We start from the raw sequence: 15,609 nt of genomic DNA, 5'->3' as shown, positions 1-15,609 counted from the left end.
TCGGGCTAGGGTCGACGCATGAAATTCCGTCACCTGGGCCGTTCGGGCCTGATGGTCAGCGAAATCTCGTACGGCAACTGGATCACCCACGGATCGCAGGTCGAGGAGGAGGCCGCGCTGGCCTGCGTCCGGGCCGCCCTCGACGTCGGCATCACCACCTTCGACACCGCCGACGTCTACGCCGCCACGCGTGCCGAGGAGGTCCTCGGGCGCGCGCTGCACGGCGAGCGCCGGGAGGGGCTGGAGATCTTCACCAAGGTCTACTGGCCGACGGGTCCGGGGCGCAACGACCGGGGGCTGTCCCGCAAGCACATCATGGAGTCGATCAACGGCTCCCTGCGTCGGCTGGGCACCGACTACGTGGACCTCTACCAGGCCCACCGGTACGACTACAGCACCCCGCTGGAGGAGACGATGTCGGCGTTCGCCGACATCGTGCATGCCGGCAAGGCGCACTACATCGGCGTCTCGGAGTGGAAGGCGTCGCAGATCCGCGAGGCCCACCAGCTCGCCCGGGAGCTGCGCATCCCGCTGGTCTCCAACCAGCCGCAGTACTCGATGCTGTGGCGGGTGATCGAGGCCGAGGTGGTCCCCACCAGCGAGGAGCTGGGGGTCGGGCAGATCGTCTGGTCCCCGATGGCGCAGGGCGTCCTCTCCGGCAAGTACCTGCCGGGGCAGCCGCCGCCGGCCGGTTCCCGGGCGACCGACGAGAAGTCCGGGGCGGCGTTCGTGGCGCGGTTCCTCACCGACGAGGTGCTCGGCACCGTGCAGCGGCTCAGGCCGCTCGCCGAGCAGGCCGGGCTGAGCATGGCCCAGCTCGCCATCGCCTGGGTGCTCCAGAACCCGAACGTCTCCTCCGCGATCATCGGCGCCTCCCGCCCCGATCAGGTGCACGACAACGTCAAGGCCAGCGGAGTGAAGCTCGACGCGGACCTGCTCAAGGCCATCGACGAGATCGTCGGCCCGATCACCGAGCGGGACCCGGCCAAGACGGAGAGCCCCGCCAAGCGGCCCTGACCCGCCGCCGCACCGGTCCGGGCCGTCGTCGACCAGGACGACGGCCCGGACCGGTCAGGACTGCCAGAAGCGCAGCAGGTCGAGCCCGTACGCGTAGAGGGGCGCGGGCAGGCCGAGGACGTCACCGACGGCGAAGACGGCGCCGAAGAACCACCCGGCGATGCGCGGGTTCCACAGCAGCGCGAAGAGCAGGATGAACCCGTACGGCGCGAAGAGGTCGTACATCCGTCGCCACTGCGGGTTGAGCCAGGGTTGGATCATGTTGCCGCCGTCCAGTCCGGGCACCGGAAGCAGGTTGAGCGCGCTCGCGGTGAGCTGGAGGAAGGCCAGTAGTGCCAGCGCGGCCAGGAACTCCAGCGGGGCGGGGCCGGTCAGCCGCAGGGCCAGGATCAGCACCAGGGTGAAGAGCACGTTGGTCGCCGGGCCGGCGAGGCTGACCAGGGTGTGCCGCAGCCGACCGGGGATCCGGTGCCGGTCCACCCAGACCGCTCCACCGGGCAGCCCGATGCCGCCGAGCAGCACCACCACCACCGGCAGCACGATCGACAGCAGCGGGTGGCTGTACTTCAGCGGGTTGAGGGTCAGGTAGCCCCGGTGCGCCACGCTCCGGTCGCCGGCCCGGAACGCGACGATCGCGTGGGCGTACTCGTGCAGGCAGAGCGAGACCAGCCAGCCGGAGACGACGAACAGGAACACGTCCAGCCGGACGTTGCCGACCCGGTGCCAGGTGAGTACGGCGCTGGTGACGAAGAGCGCGACCAGGGCCAGGAAGACCGGGCTGGGCCGGAACGCCGCCCGGGGCACGCCGAGCACCAGCGGCTCGCCGCCCGGACGGTCGGTCACTCGGCCACGGGCGCGAGGCTCATCCGGTACTCGACCCGGTCGTCCTCGACCAGGTCGACCGAGGTGACACCGGACGAGGCGAGCTGCCGCCAGGCCTGCCCGATCCAGGACTCGGCGTCCGCCTGGCTGGTGAACGTCTCGGTGGGCCCGTCCACCGACTCGCCGTTCGCGCCCTCGTACCGCCAGCTCCACGGCATGCCGTGTCTCCCCTCGCTGATGCGTCCCGCCCGGGACGGCCGTTGCCAGCCTAGTCGGCGTACCGGCTGCGGGACATGGACGACGGTCCCCGCTGGCCGCCCGGTCCGGCCACCGGCTGCGCCGGCCCGGTCCGGCCGCCGCGTGTAGCACTCCCGGTCGCGCGGCGGGGCGGTTCCCGCCTTCCCGACCGCCACCGCCCCCCGCCGGGACATGATCGGCGGGAATCGTCGGGGGGCACTGGAGGTGCGGTGGTGCGGGACGTGGCGGTGCCGCCGGTGGTCACCGGCGTCGGGGCCGGTGGCCTGGCCGGCATGGTGTGGGAGAACGCCCGCCGGGACCCGGAGGCGGTGCAGTTCCTCCGCCCGGACCCGGACCACCGGGCCTGGCCGTCCGGGGGGCGGGGCGCCGGCGACACCGACCCGGTGACCTGCCGGCGGTTCCGCGACGAGGTGACCGCCCTGGCCCGGGGGTTCGTGGCGGTCGGGGTGGCGGCCGGGGACCGGGTGGGGCTGATGAGCCGGACCCGCTACGAGTGGACCCTGGTCGACTACGCCCTCTGGTCGGTCGGTGCGGTGCCGGTGCCGGTGTACGACACGTCCAGCCCGGACCAGATGGCCTGGATCCTCGCCGACGCGGAGGCCGTGGCGTGCGTGGTGGAGACCGCCGACCACGCCCGGTCGCTGGCCGGACTGCGGTCCGGCCTGCCGGCGCTGCGGCAGGTCTGGCAGATCGACGCCGGCGCCCTGGTCGACCTGGTGGAGCGGGGGCGGGCCGTCGACCCGGAGACCGTGCCCGCGCGACGGGGCGCGGTCAGCGGCGACGACATCGCCACGATCGTCTACACCAGCGGCACCACCGGCCGGCCCAAGGGCTGCGTGCTGACGCACCGCAACATCCTCCTCGACGTCGACAACGCGATCGCCGTCCTGCCCGAGGTGTTCCGCGCGGAGGCCCGCACGGTGCTGTTCCTGCCGCTGGCACACGCGTTCGCCCGGTTGGTCCAGGTCGGGACGGTGCGGTCCCGCGCGACCCTGGTGCACGTCGCCGACCAGAGCACCCTGGTCGACCAGCTACGGCGGTTCCGTCCCACCTTCGTGCTGGCCGTACCGAGGGTGTTCGAGAAGCTGCACGACCAGCTCCGGCAGCGGACCGGCGGGGGGCGACGGGCGACGGTCGCGGTCCGGGGCTGGGCGACCGAGGTCGCGTACCGGGTCGCGGTGGCGTACAGCCGTCGCCTGGACACCGTCGGCGGGCCGGGGACCGCGCTGCGCCTGGCCCACCTGCTGTGCGACGTGGCCGCGTACCGACGGTTGCGCCGGGTGCTGGGGGGCCGCTGCCGGCTGGCCATCGTCGGCGGCGCACCGCTGGGTGAGCGGCTGGCGCACTTCTTCCGGGGTGCCGGCATCCTCCTGCTGGAGGGGTACGGGCTGACCGAGACCTCACCCGCGCTGGCGGTGAACCGCCCCTCGGCGCTACGGATCGGCACGGTCGGTCGGCCCCTGCCGGGGGTACGGCTGGCGATCGACGGCGACGGTGAGCTCCTCGTCCGCAGCGACGTGGTGTTCCGGGGGTACTGGAACAACCCGACGGCGACCCGGGAGGCGTTCACCGCCGACGGATGGCTGCGCACCGGTGACCTCGGCAGCATCGACGCCGACGGCTACCTGCGGATCACCGGGCGGAAGAAGGAGATCATCGTCACCGCCGCCGGCAAGAACGTGGCCCCCGCGCCGATCGAGGCCAGTATCCGCGCGCACCCCCTGGTCGCCCAGTGCGTGCTGGTCGGCGACGGCCGGCCGTATGTGGCCGCGCTGGTCACCGTCGACCCGCCGCAGTTCGCTCGGTGGCGGGACGCGCACGGGCGGCCGGGCGCCACGGTGGCCGACCTGCGCGAGGACCCCGCGCTCCGCCGGGAGATCCAGACCGCCGTCGACCGGGCCAACCGGTCCGTCTCGCACGCCGAGGCGGTCAAGGCGTTCCGGGTACTGCCCCGGGACCTGACCGAGGCCGCCGGCGAACTCACCCCCACCCTCAAGATCCGGCGGGACGTGGTGCGCGAGCGGTACGCCGCCGACGTGGCCGCCCTCTACCCCGACCGTTGAGGTACGCCGCACCTGCGGGGTCGGAACGCGAACGGTGGCCTAAGGTACGGGCATGTCCGTAGACGGGTGCAACACGGTCCTGGTACTCGGCGGTATCCGGTCCGGCAAGTCCGAGTTCGCCGAATCGCTGGTGGCCGACGCGGTCGTGGTCCGCTATGTCGCGACCGCAGCCGGCGGCGACCCGGACGACGCCGAGTGGGCCGCCCGGCTGGAGGCGCACCGCAACCGTCGCCCGGAGACCTGGACCACCGAGGAGACCGGCGACGACCCGCGCCGGCTGGCCGACGTGCTGGCCAACGCACAGCCGCACGAGACGCTGCTCGTGGACGACCTCGGTGGCTGGATCACCGTGCTGCTCGACCCGGTCCACCAGCCGGCCGACGACACCGCCACCATCACCGAGCTGGCCGAGGCCGTCCGGGCCTGTCCGGCGCGGCTGGTGCTGGTGAGTCCGGAGGTGGGGCTGTCGCTGGTGCCCACCACTCCGCTCGGGCGGGCCTTCGCCGACGCGCTCGGCTCGGCCAACCGGGCCGTCGCCGACGCCTGTGCCGCGGTGGCGCTGGTGGTGGCCGGTCAGCCCTGCTGGCTGAAGCGGCCCGGTGCCCCGGCGACCGGCCCCGCCGGAGCGCCGGCCGTCCCGTTCCCGGGCGACCCGGCTCCGGCCGGCTCGGACCGGCACCGGGCGGGCATCCCGGCGCAGGCGGGCCCCGCAGAGCCCGACGCGCGGGTCACCCCGGGCGCCGGGGCGTCGGTGCCGGAGCCCGCCCTGCCCGACGTGCTCACCCCGGCCGTCCCGCCCGCTGCGCCGTCGGCGGACGGCACCGCCTGGGCCGCGCCGACCATGGCGCTGCCGATGGTCGCCACCGGCCTGGTCATCCAGAACGGCATGGAGCTGCCGTTGCCGGACGAGTACGCCGGCCCGCAGGCCGTGGAACGCCTCGCCACCCGGGACGTGCCGGGGGCGGGTCTCGGGATCCTGGAGCGGGTGGTCGGCTTCGCCGCCGCCACCCAGGGCACGCCCACCCCACAGCCGTGGGGCCCGGTCCGCGTACTGCTGCTGCACGGCGACCACGAGGGCGGGGCCTCCGCCGGGTCGACCGCCGACGAGTCGGCCCGCCGGGCCGCACAGGCGCGCGGCGGCGTCGGCGTGCTGGCCCGGCTCGCCGCCGAGAACGGCGCGACCCTCCAGGTGGTGGACGCCCCCACGGCCGGCCCGATCGAGATCGGGCCGGCGCTGGCCGCCGAGGCGGTCGAGTCGGCCCTGCGGCACGGCTGGCGCCTCGCCGAGGAGGCCGCCGACGCGGGCGTACACCTGCTGGTGCTGGCGGCCTGCGGCGCCGGCACCGAGGCCGCCGCGGCGGCGGTGCTGGCCGCCACGGCCGGGGCGGAACCGCCGGCCGTGCTCGGCCGGGTGGTACGCGACGGCACGGTGGACGACACCGCGTGGATGAGCCGCTGCGCGACGGTCCGCGACGCCCTGCACCGGACCCGCCACGCGTCCCGCGACGCGAAGACGGTGCTGACCGAGTTGGGCGGCGGTGACATCGCGGTGGCCACCGGGATCCTGCTCGGCGCGACCGCCCGCCGCCTGCCGGTGCTGCTGGACGGTCCGGTGGGCGTGGCGGCCGGCATGGTCAGCCGCGACCTGGCCGGGCAGGCCCGGCACTGGTGCCTGTTGCCCGACCACGGCGGGCACCCGGCGGTCCGGCTCGCCGCCGACGTGCTCGGCCTGACCCCCCTGCTCGACCTGCGGCTCGACCTGGGTGAGGGGGCGAACGCCCTGGCCGCGCTGCCGCTGCTGCGCTCGGTGCTGGCGCTGGCCGCCGCGCTTCCGGCCCGGGGCGGCGACGCCGATCCCGCCGGTACACCGGACGCCGACGACGACGAGGCGCCCGAGTTCGCCGAGCCGGAGCCCGCCGGCCCCGGCCCCACCACCACCGGCTCGGACGACGAGGAGCGGACGTACGCTCCCGACCGGCATGCCGGCTGAGCCGCCGACCCGTCCGCCCGGCACACCGACTCCGTCCCGTCCGCCCGGTACACCGCCACCGACCCGGCCGGCCGGTACACCGCCACCGTCCCGGCCGGGCGGCGCGCCACCCCGGGGCAGGTCGGCCGGGTTGCCGGCGCGGGGCGGGCCGGGTGCCGGTCATGCCGGCTGAGTCGCGCCTCGGCGCCGGCCTACGGTTGGCGGTCACCACGCTCACCACCGCGCCGGTGCGTCCCGGCCGGGTCGACCGGGCCACCGCCGGTACGGCGATGACCGTCGCGCCGCTGGTCGGGGCCGTACTCGGGGTGATCCTGGGCGGGGTGCTGATCGGTCTGGGCGCGGTGGCCCCGCCCCTGGTCGCCGCCGTGGTGACGGTCGGCTGCGGGGCTCTGCTCACCCGGGGCCTGCACCTGGACGGGCTGGCCGACACGGTCGACGCGCTCGGCTCGTACCGGCGGGGAGCCGCCGCGTTGGAGATCATGAAGAAGCCGGACGTGGGGCCGTTCGGGGTGGCCGCGCTGGTGCTCGTCCTCCTGGTGCAGAGCGCGGTGCTCGCGGAGCTGGCCACCCGGTCGTGGCCGGCGGCGCTCGCGGCGGTGGTCACGGCCACCGCCACCGGCCGGCTCGGGGTCACCCTGGCCTGCCGGCGCGGGATTCCGGCGGCCCGCCCGGAGGGGCTCGGGGCACTGGTCGCCGGCACGGTCGGCCCGGTCGCGGTGGCCGCCGGGGTGGTCGCCGTCGCGGTGCCGGCGCTCGCCGCGGTGCCGGGCCGCCCGTGGCAGGGGCCGCTCGCCGTCGCCGTCGCGCTCACCGCCGTACTCGCGCTGCTGCGCCATCTGGTACGCCGCCTCGGCGGGATCACCGGCGACGTGCTCGGCGCGAGCGTGGAGGTCGCCACCACCCTGGTCTACCTGGGAGTCGTGCTGTCCGGCTGAAAACGACTCATCATGCCGGGTAGCGTTCTTCCCCGACAGCACCGGCACGGCGATGTGGGGACGAATTGCTCATCACGGACGACTTCCTGCCCGTTCCGGTACCGGAGACACTCACCGCGACCTATCTGGTGCCGATGCGCGGACTGCCGAGGGTGAGCCCGCAGACGGCCGTGACGGCGCTGGCCGGCCGGCTGGCCGAGCCGGCGTACGGGTTGGCCCGGCAGATGCTGGCGAGCCCGTTGATGAGCGTGGACACCCGACCGATCGACGAGTTCCCCGCACTCCCGCCGGATCTGCTGACCGCGTTCGGCGCGACCCGCGAGCAGTTGACGCGGCTGGCCGAGGCGACGCACGTGGTGGTGGTCCGGGCCGAGTACCGACCGGGGTGGCCACCCGCGCACGAGTGGGCGGCGCGGGCGGTGGCCGCCGCCGTCGCCGAGACCGTCGACGGGGACGTGGTGGACGTCTTCGGGTTGCAGTTCCTCGACCCGGCGACCGCGCTGCGCTCGCTCCCCGACGCGCAGGGCCGGGTCCGCCTGGTCGACTGGGTGCTGGTGCCGTACTCCTCGGACACCGACGGGCTCTGGTTCACCACCAAGGGGCTGCGCCGGTTCGGGTTGCTGGAGTTGCAGACCCAGGGCGTGCCGGACCACCTCACCCGCGCCTGGGGGGCGGCGCTGACCGGGGTGGCCCGTCGGCTGCTGCGCACCTGGACCGACGGGCTGGCCGGCGAGGAGGTGCCGGCCTTCGTCCAGCTCCCGGTGCTCACCACGGTCACCGGGCACGACATCGCGGTGGCGTACGGCAACCCGGAACAGCACGGGGCGACCGCCCCGGTGCTGCTGCGGCTGGAGCTGGACCCGGCGACGGATCCGGAGGCGGACTCCTTCCTCAGCCTGCACCCGCCGGCCGGGAACCCCGGACCGCCCGGACGCTACTTCGCCTCGGCCTGCGCCACGCTGTTCTCCGGCATCCAGCCCGACGTGCGCTACGCCCGCCGGGGCGACGCCATGTCGAAGGCGGTGGCCACCGCGCGCGCCGCGCTGCCGGACGTCCGGGCCCGGTTCCTGGCCGGGGCACTGCCCGCCGAGACGCAGCTCGTGGTCAAGTACGGCCTACCCGGCGACGACGGACCGGAGTTCGTCTGGGCGGCGGTGACCTCCTGGGAGACCGCCGAGCGGATCAGCGGCACCAGCTCCAGCGACGCCACGAACGACCCGGAGGTCCGTATCGGCACCCCGGTCGCGGTGGAGGCCACGGACGTCGTCGACTGGGCCCTGCTCGGCCCCACCGGGGTCCTCGAGGGCGGCTGGACCCAGGCCGTCCTCGACTCCGGCGACCGCCCTCACTGACCCCCGCCCTCGGACCGGCGGGGGTCGGTGGGCCGGGTCAGCCCGGCTGGTCGCCGTCGCGGCGACAGGGTCGGCTGCCTAGCGGACCGACGGCTGGACGAAGGGCGGACGGGTGACCCGCATCCGGGCACGACGGCCCCGTACGTCGATCTCCACCTCGTCGCCGTCGGCCGGGTTCGCCGCCGTGTCGAGCAGCGCCAGGGCGACGCCCTGCTTGAGCGTGGGCGAGAAGGTGCCGCTGGTGACCGTGCCGACCGTGGCGTCGCCGAGGTGCACGGCCATGCCGGCACGGGGGATCGCCCGGTCCACCGCCACCAGGCCACGCAGGGTACGACGGGGGCCGGCGGCCTTCTCGGCGAGCAGCGCGTCCCGCCCCCAGAAGGCCGGCTTGTCCCAGCCGACCGCCCAGCCGCAGCGCGCCTGCACCGGGGTGATCTCCAGCGACAGGTCCTGCCCGTGCAGCGGGTACCCCATCTCGGTGCGCAGCGTGTCCCGGGCGGCCAGGCCGCAGGCGCGCAGCCCGAACTCCGTGCCCGCGCGGTGCAGGGCGTCCCAGACGGTGACCGCGTGCCCGGCGGGCACCACCAGCTCGTAGCCGAGTTCCCCGGTGTAGCCGGTGCGGCAGACGGTCAGCTCCACGCCGTCCAGCACGGCGGTGGAGAAACTCATGTACTCGTGCCCGGTGGGCAGGCCGAGGGCGTCCAGCAGCGCGGCCGAGCGCGGCCCCTGAACGGCCAGCACGGCGCACGCCTCGTGCTCGTCGGTGACGGTGACCGCGGGCGGCGCGGCGGCGCGCAGCCGACGCGTCACCTCGGCGGTGTTCGCGGCGTTCGGGATGAGGAAGACGTGCTCGTCGTCGTGCAGGTAGGCGATGATGTCGTCGACCACCCCGCCGGTGGCGTCGTCGCAGCAGAGGGTGTACTGCGCCCGGCCGGGGCCGATCCGGCCGAGGTCGTTGCTGAGGCAGGCGTTGACGAAGCCGGCCGCGCCGGATCCCGTCACCCGTACCTTGCCCAGGTGGGAGACGTCGAAGACGCCCACGGCCTCCCGGACCGCGGTGTGCTCCTTGAGCACGCCGCCTCCGGCGTACTCCAGGGGCATCTCCCAGCCCCCGAAGGGGGCGAACTTCGCGCCCGCGGCGGTGTGACGCTCGTGCAACGGGGAGCGACGCGGCCGGGCCGCGGTCGCGTCGGAGGTCACGTCGGTCATCGGATTCCTTCTGTGGATACTCCCGCCTTCGGCGGGGGAGGAAACGAAACCTCCTGCGGAGCAGGCCGGGGACAGCCTATCCGCCGGCGCCAGGAGCGGATCAACGGCAACGCGACCGGCGCGACGCCGACCGTCCGGAAGAGGACCGAGGAACCGGCGTTCCCCGACGAGGTCTCCTCCGTTGGGCTCCAGCAGACGCTGCTGCACCGGCGAGGGCGGCCGGGGCGATCCCCGTCCCCGGGACGGGGAGGTTGTCAAGGGTGGCAACTTGCCGGGGATCGCGCACCGCTGGTTAGCATCGGCGGGACCCGCCGGATCCACGGGCGGGACAGCCCTGTCCCCGGCGGGTAGGTTGCCCCCGGAGATCCCCACCGCCGGACGCAACCCGCGACCGGCCCGGCCCGCCCGGAGTAGCTTCAGTGACATCGCCCAGCACCACCCTGAGCCTGGTCGACACCGACCCCGCCGAGCTTGCCGTCGACGCCGTCGTGATCGGCGTGCACAGTCAGACCGGCGAGCAGGACGCCACCAGCGGCCTTGCCGGTTCCCTGCTCCTCGGCAGCGGTGCGGAGAGCATCGCCGCCGCCTTCGACGGCAAGCTGACCGAGACACTGGCGCTGCTCGGCGCGACCGGTGCTCCCGGCGAGGTGATCAAGCTCGCCACGCTGGGCACGATCACCGCGCCGATCGTCGCCGCGGTCGGGCTGGGCCCGGAGCCGACCGGTGCCGCCCCGCTGCCGGAGACGCTGCGCCGCTCCGCCGGCTCGGTGGTCCGGGCGCTGGCCGGCGCGCGCCGGGTGGCGCTGAGCCTGCCGTTGCCGGACGACGCGGACGCCCCGGCGGCGCTGCGCGCGGTCGCCGAGGGCGCGCTGCTGGGCGGATACCGGTTCGCCGGCTACAAGACCAAGCCGCAGCCGACCCGGCGGGACCCGGTGGCCGAGATCCTGGTGTCGGTGCCGGACGCCGGGGACGCCACCGCGCAGGCGGAGATCGCCCGCGCCACCACGGTGGCCGGCGCGGTCCGGCTCAGCCGGGACTGGGTGAACACCGCCCCCAACGACAAGCGCCCGCCGGCCTTCGCCGACACGGTGGCCGAGGCCGCGCGGGCGGCCGGTCTGACCGTCGAGGTGCTCGACGAGGCGGCCCTGGCCGAGGGCGGTTACGGCGGCATCATCGCCGTCGGGCAGGGCTCGGAGGCCCCGCCCCGCCTGGTGAAGATCAGCTACACCCCGGCCGGTGGGGCGACCGGCAAGCGGGTCGCGCTGGTCGGCAAGGGCATCACCTTCGACACCGGCGGCATCTCCATCAAGCCCTCCCAGGGCATGTGGGAGATGAAGTCCGACATGGCCGGCGCGGCGGCGGTCGCGGCGACCATGCTGGCCGTCGCGGCGCTGAAGCCGTCGGTGACGGTGAACGCGTACGTGCCGATCGCGGAGAACATGCCGTCCGGTACGGCGTACCGGCCGGGCGACGTCGTCACCATGTTCAACGGCAAGCGGGTCGAGGTGCTCAACACCGACGCCGAGGGCCGGATGGTGCTGGGCGACGCGATGGCGCGGGCCTGCGCGGACGGCTGCGACTACCTCTTCGAGACCTCCACCCTGACCGGCGGGCAGGTCATCTCGCTGGGCAAGCGGGTCTCCGGGGTGATGGGCACGGCGGAACTCTGCGAGCGGGTCCGGGCGGTCGGCGACGCGGTCGGCGAGCCGGCCTGGCCGATGCCGCTGCCGGACGACGTGCGCAAGGGCATGGACTCCGAGGTGGCCGACATCTCCCAGGTCAACGCCGGGATGGACCGGGCCGGGCACATGCTCCAGGGCGGCACGTTCCTGCGCGAGTTCGTCGCCGACGACGTGGCCTGGGCGCACATCGACATCGCCGGTCCGAGCTACCACTCGGGCGAGCCCACCGGGCACTGGACCAAGGGCGGCACCGGCGTGCCGGTCCGGACCCTCGTCCAGCTCGTCGAGGACATCGCCGCCGAGGGCTGAGGTGGGGGCAGGGGTCCCCGGTCACCGCTCTGCGCGGAACAGGGGACCCCTGCGGACAACACCCGGCACACCGCCGGGTACGGCTTCCGGTCAGTACAGCTCGGGCCGGCGCTTACGGCGCTCGTTGAAGTCGCGCATCCGTTGCGGATAGCCGACCAGGCGCACGTCGTAGATGGGGATGGCGAGCCGGTGGGCGAAGCGACGGGCGTTCTCCGGCGAGTCGATGCGCCGGCGCGTCCACTCCCCGTCGTCGGCGATCAGCATCACCGTGGTCTCGGTGACGGTGGTCTGCGGTTCGATGAACGCCTCGACCCCCCGTCTGGTCCGCACGAAGTTCTCCAGGTGTTCGAGGTCGGCGCGGCTGGCCGCGCGTCCCGGACCCGGGTCACCACCACTGGGCTTGCGTCGTCGTCGGAACAGCGCCACCGGCCATCCCCTCCACCCGCCGTCTCGGAAAGCCTTCCGCCAAGCGTACGTGTCCTCGACGTGTCGTTGAGCACCTGAGTACGCGCCCTGCGGGGCCAGGTGACAAGATGACCGAGGCGAGTATGCCCTTTTCCTGGCATGACCCTCGTAGCAGCGACGCGACCTGGGAGTTGAGTGTGAGCGAGTCGAACGACGCGACCTTCGATGTTGTCATCCTCGGAGGAGGCAGCGGCGGCTATGCGGCGGCGCTGCGCGCCGCCCAGCTGGACCTCAAGGTCGCCCTGATCGAGAAGGGCAAGCTGGGCGGGACCTGCCTGCACAACGGCTGCATCCCGACCAAGGCCCTGCTGCACGCGGCGGAGATCGCCGACAGCACCCGCGAGTCGGAGCAGTTCGGCGTCAAGGCCGAGCTGGTCGGCATCGACATGGCCGGCGTCAACTCGTACAAGGACGGCGTCGTCGCACGTCTGTACAAGGGTCTCCAGGGTCTGGTCGGCGGCTCGAAGAACGTCACCTTCGTGTCGGGTGCCGGCCGGCTGGTCGGGCCGAACGTCGTCGAGGTCGACGGCAAGCGGTACACCGGCCGCAACGTCGTGCTGGCCACCGGCTCGTACGCCCGCAGCCTGCCCGGCCTGGAGGTCGACGGCGAGCGGGTCATCACCAGCGACCACGCGCTGACCCTGGACCGGGTGCCCGCCTCGGCGATCGTGCTCGGTGGCGGCGTGATCGGCGTGGAGTTCGCCAGCGTCTGGAAGTCCTTCGGGGTGGACGTGACGATCATCGAGGCGCTGCCCCGCCTGGTCGCCGCCGAGGACGAGGAGTCGTCGAAGGCGCTGGAGCGGGCGTTCCGCAAGCGGAAGATCAACTTCAAGGTCGGCAAGCCGTTCGAGAAGGTCGAGAAGACCGAGAAGGGCGTCAAGGTCACCATCGCCGGTGGCGAGACCGTCGAGGCCGAGCTGCTGCTCGTCGCCGTCGGTCGCGGTCCGGTCACCGCCGACCTCGGGTACGAGGAGCAGGGCGTCAAGATCGACCGCGGGTACGTGCTGACCGACGAGCGGCTGCGCACCGGCGTACCGAACGTGTACGCCGTCGGCGACATCGTCCCCGGTCTCCAGCTCGCCCACCGTGGCTTCCAGCAGGGCATCTTCGTCGCCGAGGAGATCGCGGGCCGGAACCCGGCCGTGATCGACGAGGCGGGTATCCCCCGGGTCACCTACTGCGACCCGGAGCTGGCCTCGGTCGGTCTCACCGAGGCCAAGGCCAAGGAGCAGTACGGGGCCGACAAGGTCAAGACCTACAACTACAACCTGGGTGGCAACGGCAAGAGCCAGATCCTCAAGACCACGGGCTTCATCAAGCTGGTCCGGGTCGAGGACGGACCGGTGGTCGGCGTGCACATGGTCGGCGCCCGGGTCGGTGAGCTGATCGGCGAGGCGCAGCTCATCTACAACTGGGAGGCCTACCCGGCCGAGGTGGCGCAGCTCGTGCACGCCCACCCGACGCAGAACGAGGCCCTCGGCGAGGCGCACCTCGCGCTGGCGGGCAAGCCGCTGCACGCACACGCCTGACCACATCCAATCCGCGACGTCCGGCGGCAAGCGGGCGAGGATCCGCACCAGGCCACGAAGGAGTCTTGAAAGATGCCGGTATCGGTCACCATGCCCCGGCTCGGCGAGAGCGTCACCGAGGGCACCGTCACGCGCTGGCTCAAGCAGGAGGGCGACACGGTCGAGGTCGACGAGCCGCTGCTCGAGGTCTCGACCGACAAGGTCGACACCGAGATCCCGTCCCCGGCGGCGGGCGTGCTGAGCCGGATCGTGGTGGGCGAGGACGAGACCGCCGAGGTCGGCAGTGAACTCGCCGTCATCGCCGGCGAGGGCGAGCAGGCCGACGGCGGCGACGCCGCACCGGAGCAGGAGCAGGAGGCCCCGGCGGAGCAGGCCGAGCCGACCGCCGAGGCCGAGAGCGCCCCCGAGCCGGAGCAGCCGAAGGAGCAGGAGCAGCCGAAGGCCGAGGCCGCCCCGGCGTCGTCGGGCGAGGGCACCCCGGTCAAGATGCCCGCGCTCGGCGAGAGCGTCACCGAGGGTACGGTCACCCGCTGGCTCAAGCAGGTCGGTGACAGCGTCGAGGTCGACGAGCCGCTGCTCGAGGTCTCCACCGACAAGGTCGACACCGAGATCCCGTCGCCGGTCGCCGGCACCCTGCTGGAGATCCAGGTTCCCGAGGACGAGACCGCCGCGGTCGGCGCCACCCTGGCGGTGGTCGGTGCGGCCGGCGCCGCGCCCGCCGAGGCGAAGCCGGAGCCGAAGGCCGAGGCCAAGCCCGAGCCGAAGGCCGAACCCAAGCCCGAGCCGAAGCCCGAGCCGGCCGTCCAGGAGCCGACCCCCGGCCTGTCCTACAACGAGCCGTCCGCCGAGGCCGAGCAGGCGGCGCAGCCCGCCAAGGCCGAGCAGCAGGCGACCCCGTCCGCCCCGACGGGCGCCCCGCAGCGTCCGACCGCCCCGGCGCAGGGCGGCGAGGAGGCCGCCGGTTACGTGACTCCGCTGGTGCGCAAGCTGGCCGGCGAGCACGGTGTCGACCTCTCCTCGATCAGCGGCACCGGGGTCGGTGGCCGGATCCGCAAGCAGGACGTGCTGGACGCGGTGGAGAAGGCCAAGGCGGCCAAGGCCGCTCCGGCGCCCGCCGCCGCCTCGGCACCCGCCCCGGCGGCCCCGGCCCAGCCGAAGGCGCAGCCGAGCGCCAAGCGGGGCACCACCGAGAAGCTGCCCCGGATCCGCGCGGTGATCGCCAAGCGGATGCAGGAGTCGCTGCACGAGATGGCGCAGCTCACCACCGTGGTCGAGGTGGACGTCACCAAGGTCGCCAAGCTGCGGGCCCGGGCCAAGGACGCCTTCCTGGCCCGGCACGGCGTGAAGCTGTCCTTCCTGCCGTTCTTCGCGCTGGCGGCGGTCGAGGCGCTCCAGGCGTACCCGGTGGTCAACGCCAGCATGGACCTCGACGCCGGCACGATCACCTACCCGAAGTCCGAGAACCTGGGCATCGCGGTGGACACCGAGCGGGGCCTGATGGTGCCGGTCCTGCACGACGCCGGTGACCTCAACCTGGGCGGGCTGGCCAAGCGGATCGCCGACCTGGCCGACCGGACCCGGACCAACAAGATCAGCCCGGACGAGATCGCCGGGGCGACCTTCACCCTCACCAACACCGGTAGCCGGGGTGCCCTCTTCGACACCCCGATCGTGCCGTCGCCGCAGTCGGCGATGCTCGGCACCGGTGCGGTCGTCAAGCGCCCGGTCGTGGTGAACGACCCGGAGCTGGGCGAGGTGATCGCCGTCCGCTCGATGGTCTACCTGGCCCTCTCCTACGACCACCGGCTGATCGACGGTGCCGACGCGGCCCGTTTCCTGGTCGCGGTCAAGGAGCGCCTGGAGGCCGGCAACTTCGAGGCGGAGCTCGGCCTGTCCTGACCCGTTGAGTACGCCGCCGCAGGGGCGCCCCGACCACCGGGGCGCCCCTGCGGCGTGTGCGACGCCAGCGGGCCGGGTG

12 protein-coding genes are annotated in these 15,609 nt (G+C 74.0%); 8 read left to right on the top strand and 4 right to left on the bottom strand.

Translation table 11 applies throughout. From position 1 onward, the window contains the following. Positions 1-18 precede the first annotated feature (18 nt). Entirely contained in the window at positions 19-1,017 is a 999-nt protein-coding gene (locus AB0F58_RS10835; protein WP_357141116.1) for an aldo/keto reductase family protein, read from the top strand. Between the two features lie 54 nt (positions 1,018-1,071). On the opposite strand, the gene AB0F58_RS10830 is transcribed toward AB0F58_RS10835, so the two are convergent. Both AB0F58_RS10830 and AB0F58_RS10825 read right to left on the bottom strand, forming a co-directional pair. Beyond that, positions 1,072-1,860, bottom strand: a complete 789-nt coding sequence (locus AB0F58_RS10830; RefSeq protein ID WP_357141113.1) for a site-2 protease family protein — start codon at positions 1,858-1,860, stop codon at positions 1,072-1,074. Then, positions 1,857-2,057 (bottom strand): hypothetical protein, encoded by a 201-nt coding sequence (locus tag AB0F58_RS10825; RefSeq protein ID WP_357141110.1) that lies wholly within the window; start codon positions 2,055-2,057, stop codon positions 1,857-1,859. Before AB0F58_RS10825 ends, AB0F58_RS10830 begins: the two co-directional genes overlap by 4 nt. Positions 2,058-2,309: 252 nt before the next feature. On the opposite strand from AB0F58_RS10825, the gene AB0F58_RS10820 reads away from it, so the two are divergent. The 4 genes from AB0F58_RS10820 to AB0F58_RS10805 all read left to right on the top strand — a co-directional run bounded on the left by AB0F58_RS10820 (position 2,310) and on the right by AB0F58_RS10805 (position 8,437). Then, positions 2,310-4,160, top strand: coding sequence for an AMP-dependent synthetase/ligase (locus AB0F58_RS10820; protein WP_357141107.1), 1,851 nt, complete (start codon positions 2,310-2,312; stop codon positions 4,158-4,160). A gap of 52 nt (positions 4,161-4,212) precedes the next feature. Further along, positions 4,213-6,150, top strand: coding sequence for a bifunctional adenosylcobinamide kinase/adenosylcobinamide-phosphate guanylyltransferase (locus tag AB0F58_RS10815; protein ID WP_357141104.1), 1,938 nt, complete (start codon positions 4,213-4,215; stop codon positions 6,148-6,150). Between the two features lie 161 nt (positions 6,151-6,311). Continuing rightward, complete coding sequence (cobS, locus tag AB0F58_RS10810) at positions 6,312-7,085, top strand: adenosylcobinamide-GDP ribazoletransferase (protein ID WP_357141101.1); 774 nt, start codon at positions 6,312-6,314, stop codon at positions 7,083-7,085. A gap of 65 nt (positions 7,086-7,150) precedes the next feature. After that, a complete protein-coding gene (locus tag AB0F58_RS10805; protein WP_357141098.1) occupies positions 7,151-8,437 on the top strand; it encodes a DUF2314 domain-containing protein in 1,287 nt (428 codons plus the stop codon). 78 nt (positions 8,438-8,515) lie between these two features. Here the strand turns inward: AB0F58_RS10805 and gcvT are convergent, their stop codons facing one another. Continuing rightward, positions 8,516-9,646 carry a glycine cleavage system aminomethyltransferase GcvT gene (gcvT, locus tag AB0F58_RS10800; protein WP_357141095.1) on the bottom strand — a complete coding sequence of 377 codons (1,131 nt, stop codon included), beginning with the start codon at positions 9,644-9,646 and terminating at the stop codon, positions 8,516-8,518. Positions 9,647-10,065: 419 nt separating this feature from the next. Here gcvT and AB0F58_RS10795 point away from each other — a divergent pair, with 419 nt between their 5' ends. Next, positions 10,066-11,637, top strand: coding sequence for a leucyl aminopeptidase (locus AB0F58_RS10795; protein ID WP_357141092.1), 1,572 nt, complete (start codon positions 10,066-10,068; stop codon positions 11,635-11,637). A gap of 90 nt (positions 11,638-11,727) precedes the next feature. Here the strand turns inward: AB0F58_RS10795 and AB0F58_RS10790 are convergent, their stop codons facing one another. After that, complete coding sequence (locus AB0F58_RS10790; RefSeq protein WP_357141089.1) at positions 11,728-12,063, bottom strand: hypothetical protein; 336 nt, start codon at positions 12,061-12,063, stop codon at positions 11,728-11,730. A gap of 122 nt (positions 12,064-12,185) precedes the next feature. Between AB0F58_RS10790 and lpdA the strand changes: the two genes are divergently transcribed. Both lpdA and sucB read left to right on the top strand, forming a co-directional pair. Continuing rightward, a complete protein-coding gene (lpdA, locus tag AB0F58_RS10785; protein ID WP_357141816.1) occupies positions 12,186-13,631 on the top strand; it encodes a dihydrolipoyl dehydrogenase in 1,446 nt (481 codons plus the stop codon). Positions 13,632-13,703: 72 nt separating this feature from the next. Further along, positions 13,704-15,530, top strand: a complete 1,827-nt coding sequence (sucB, locus tag AB0F58_RS10780) for a 2-oxoglutarate dehydrogenase, E2 component, dihydrolipoamide succinyltransferase (protein ID WP_357141086.1) — start codon at positions 13,704-13,706, stop codon at positions 15,528-15,530. Positions 15,531-15,609 lie beyond the last annotated feature (79 nt).

The sequence above is a fragment of the Micromonospora sp. NPDC023956 genome (assembly GCF_040639195.1).
Lineage (GTDB): Bacteria > Actinomycetota > Actinomycetes > Mycobacteriales > Micromonosporaceae > Micromonospora.
Note: the sequence above shows the minus strand (reverse complement) of the source record. Positions and strands in the feature narration are given on the sequence as shown.

What these genes read in the sequence shown, in the direction of transcription:
- AB0F58_RS10835 (WP_357141116.1), top strand. Translation starts at nt 19, where the DNA reads ATGAAATTCCGTCACCTGGGCCGTTCGGGCCTGATGGTCAGCGAAATC.
- AB0F58_RS10825 (WP_357141110.1), bottom strand. Translation starts at nt 2,057, where the DNA reads ATGCCGTGGAGCTGGCGGTACGAGGGCGCGAACGGCGAGTCGGTGGAC.
- AB0F58_RS10815 (WP_357141104.1), top strand. Translation starts at nt 4,213, where the DNA reads ATGTCCGTAGACGGGTGCAACACGGTCCTGGTACTCGGCGGTATCCGG.
- cobS (WP_357141101.1), top strand. Translation starts at nt 6,312, where the DNA reads ATGCCGGCTGAGTCGCGCCTCGGCGCCGGCCTACGGTTGGCGGTCACC.
- gcvT (WP_357141095.1), bottom strand. Translation starts at nt 9,646, where the DNA reads ATGACCGACGTGACCTCCGACGCGACCGCGGCCCGGCCGCGTCGCTCC.
- lpdA (WP_357141816.1), top strand. Translation starts at nt 12,186, where the DNA reads ATGCCCTTTTCCTGGCATGACCCTCGTAGCAGCGACGCGACCTGGGAG.
- sucB (WP_357141086.1), top strand. Translation starts at nt 13,704, where the DNA reads ATGCCGGTATCGGTCACCATGCCCCGGCTCGGCGAGAGCGTCACCGAG.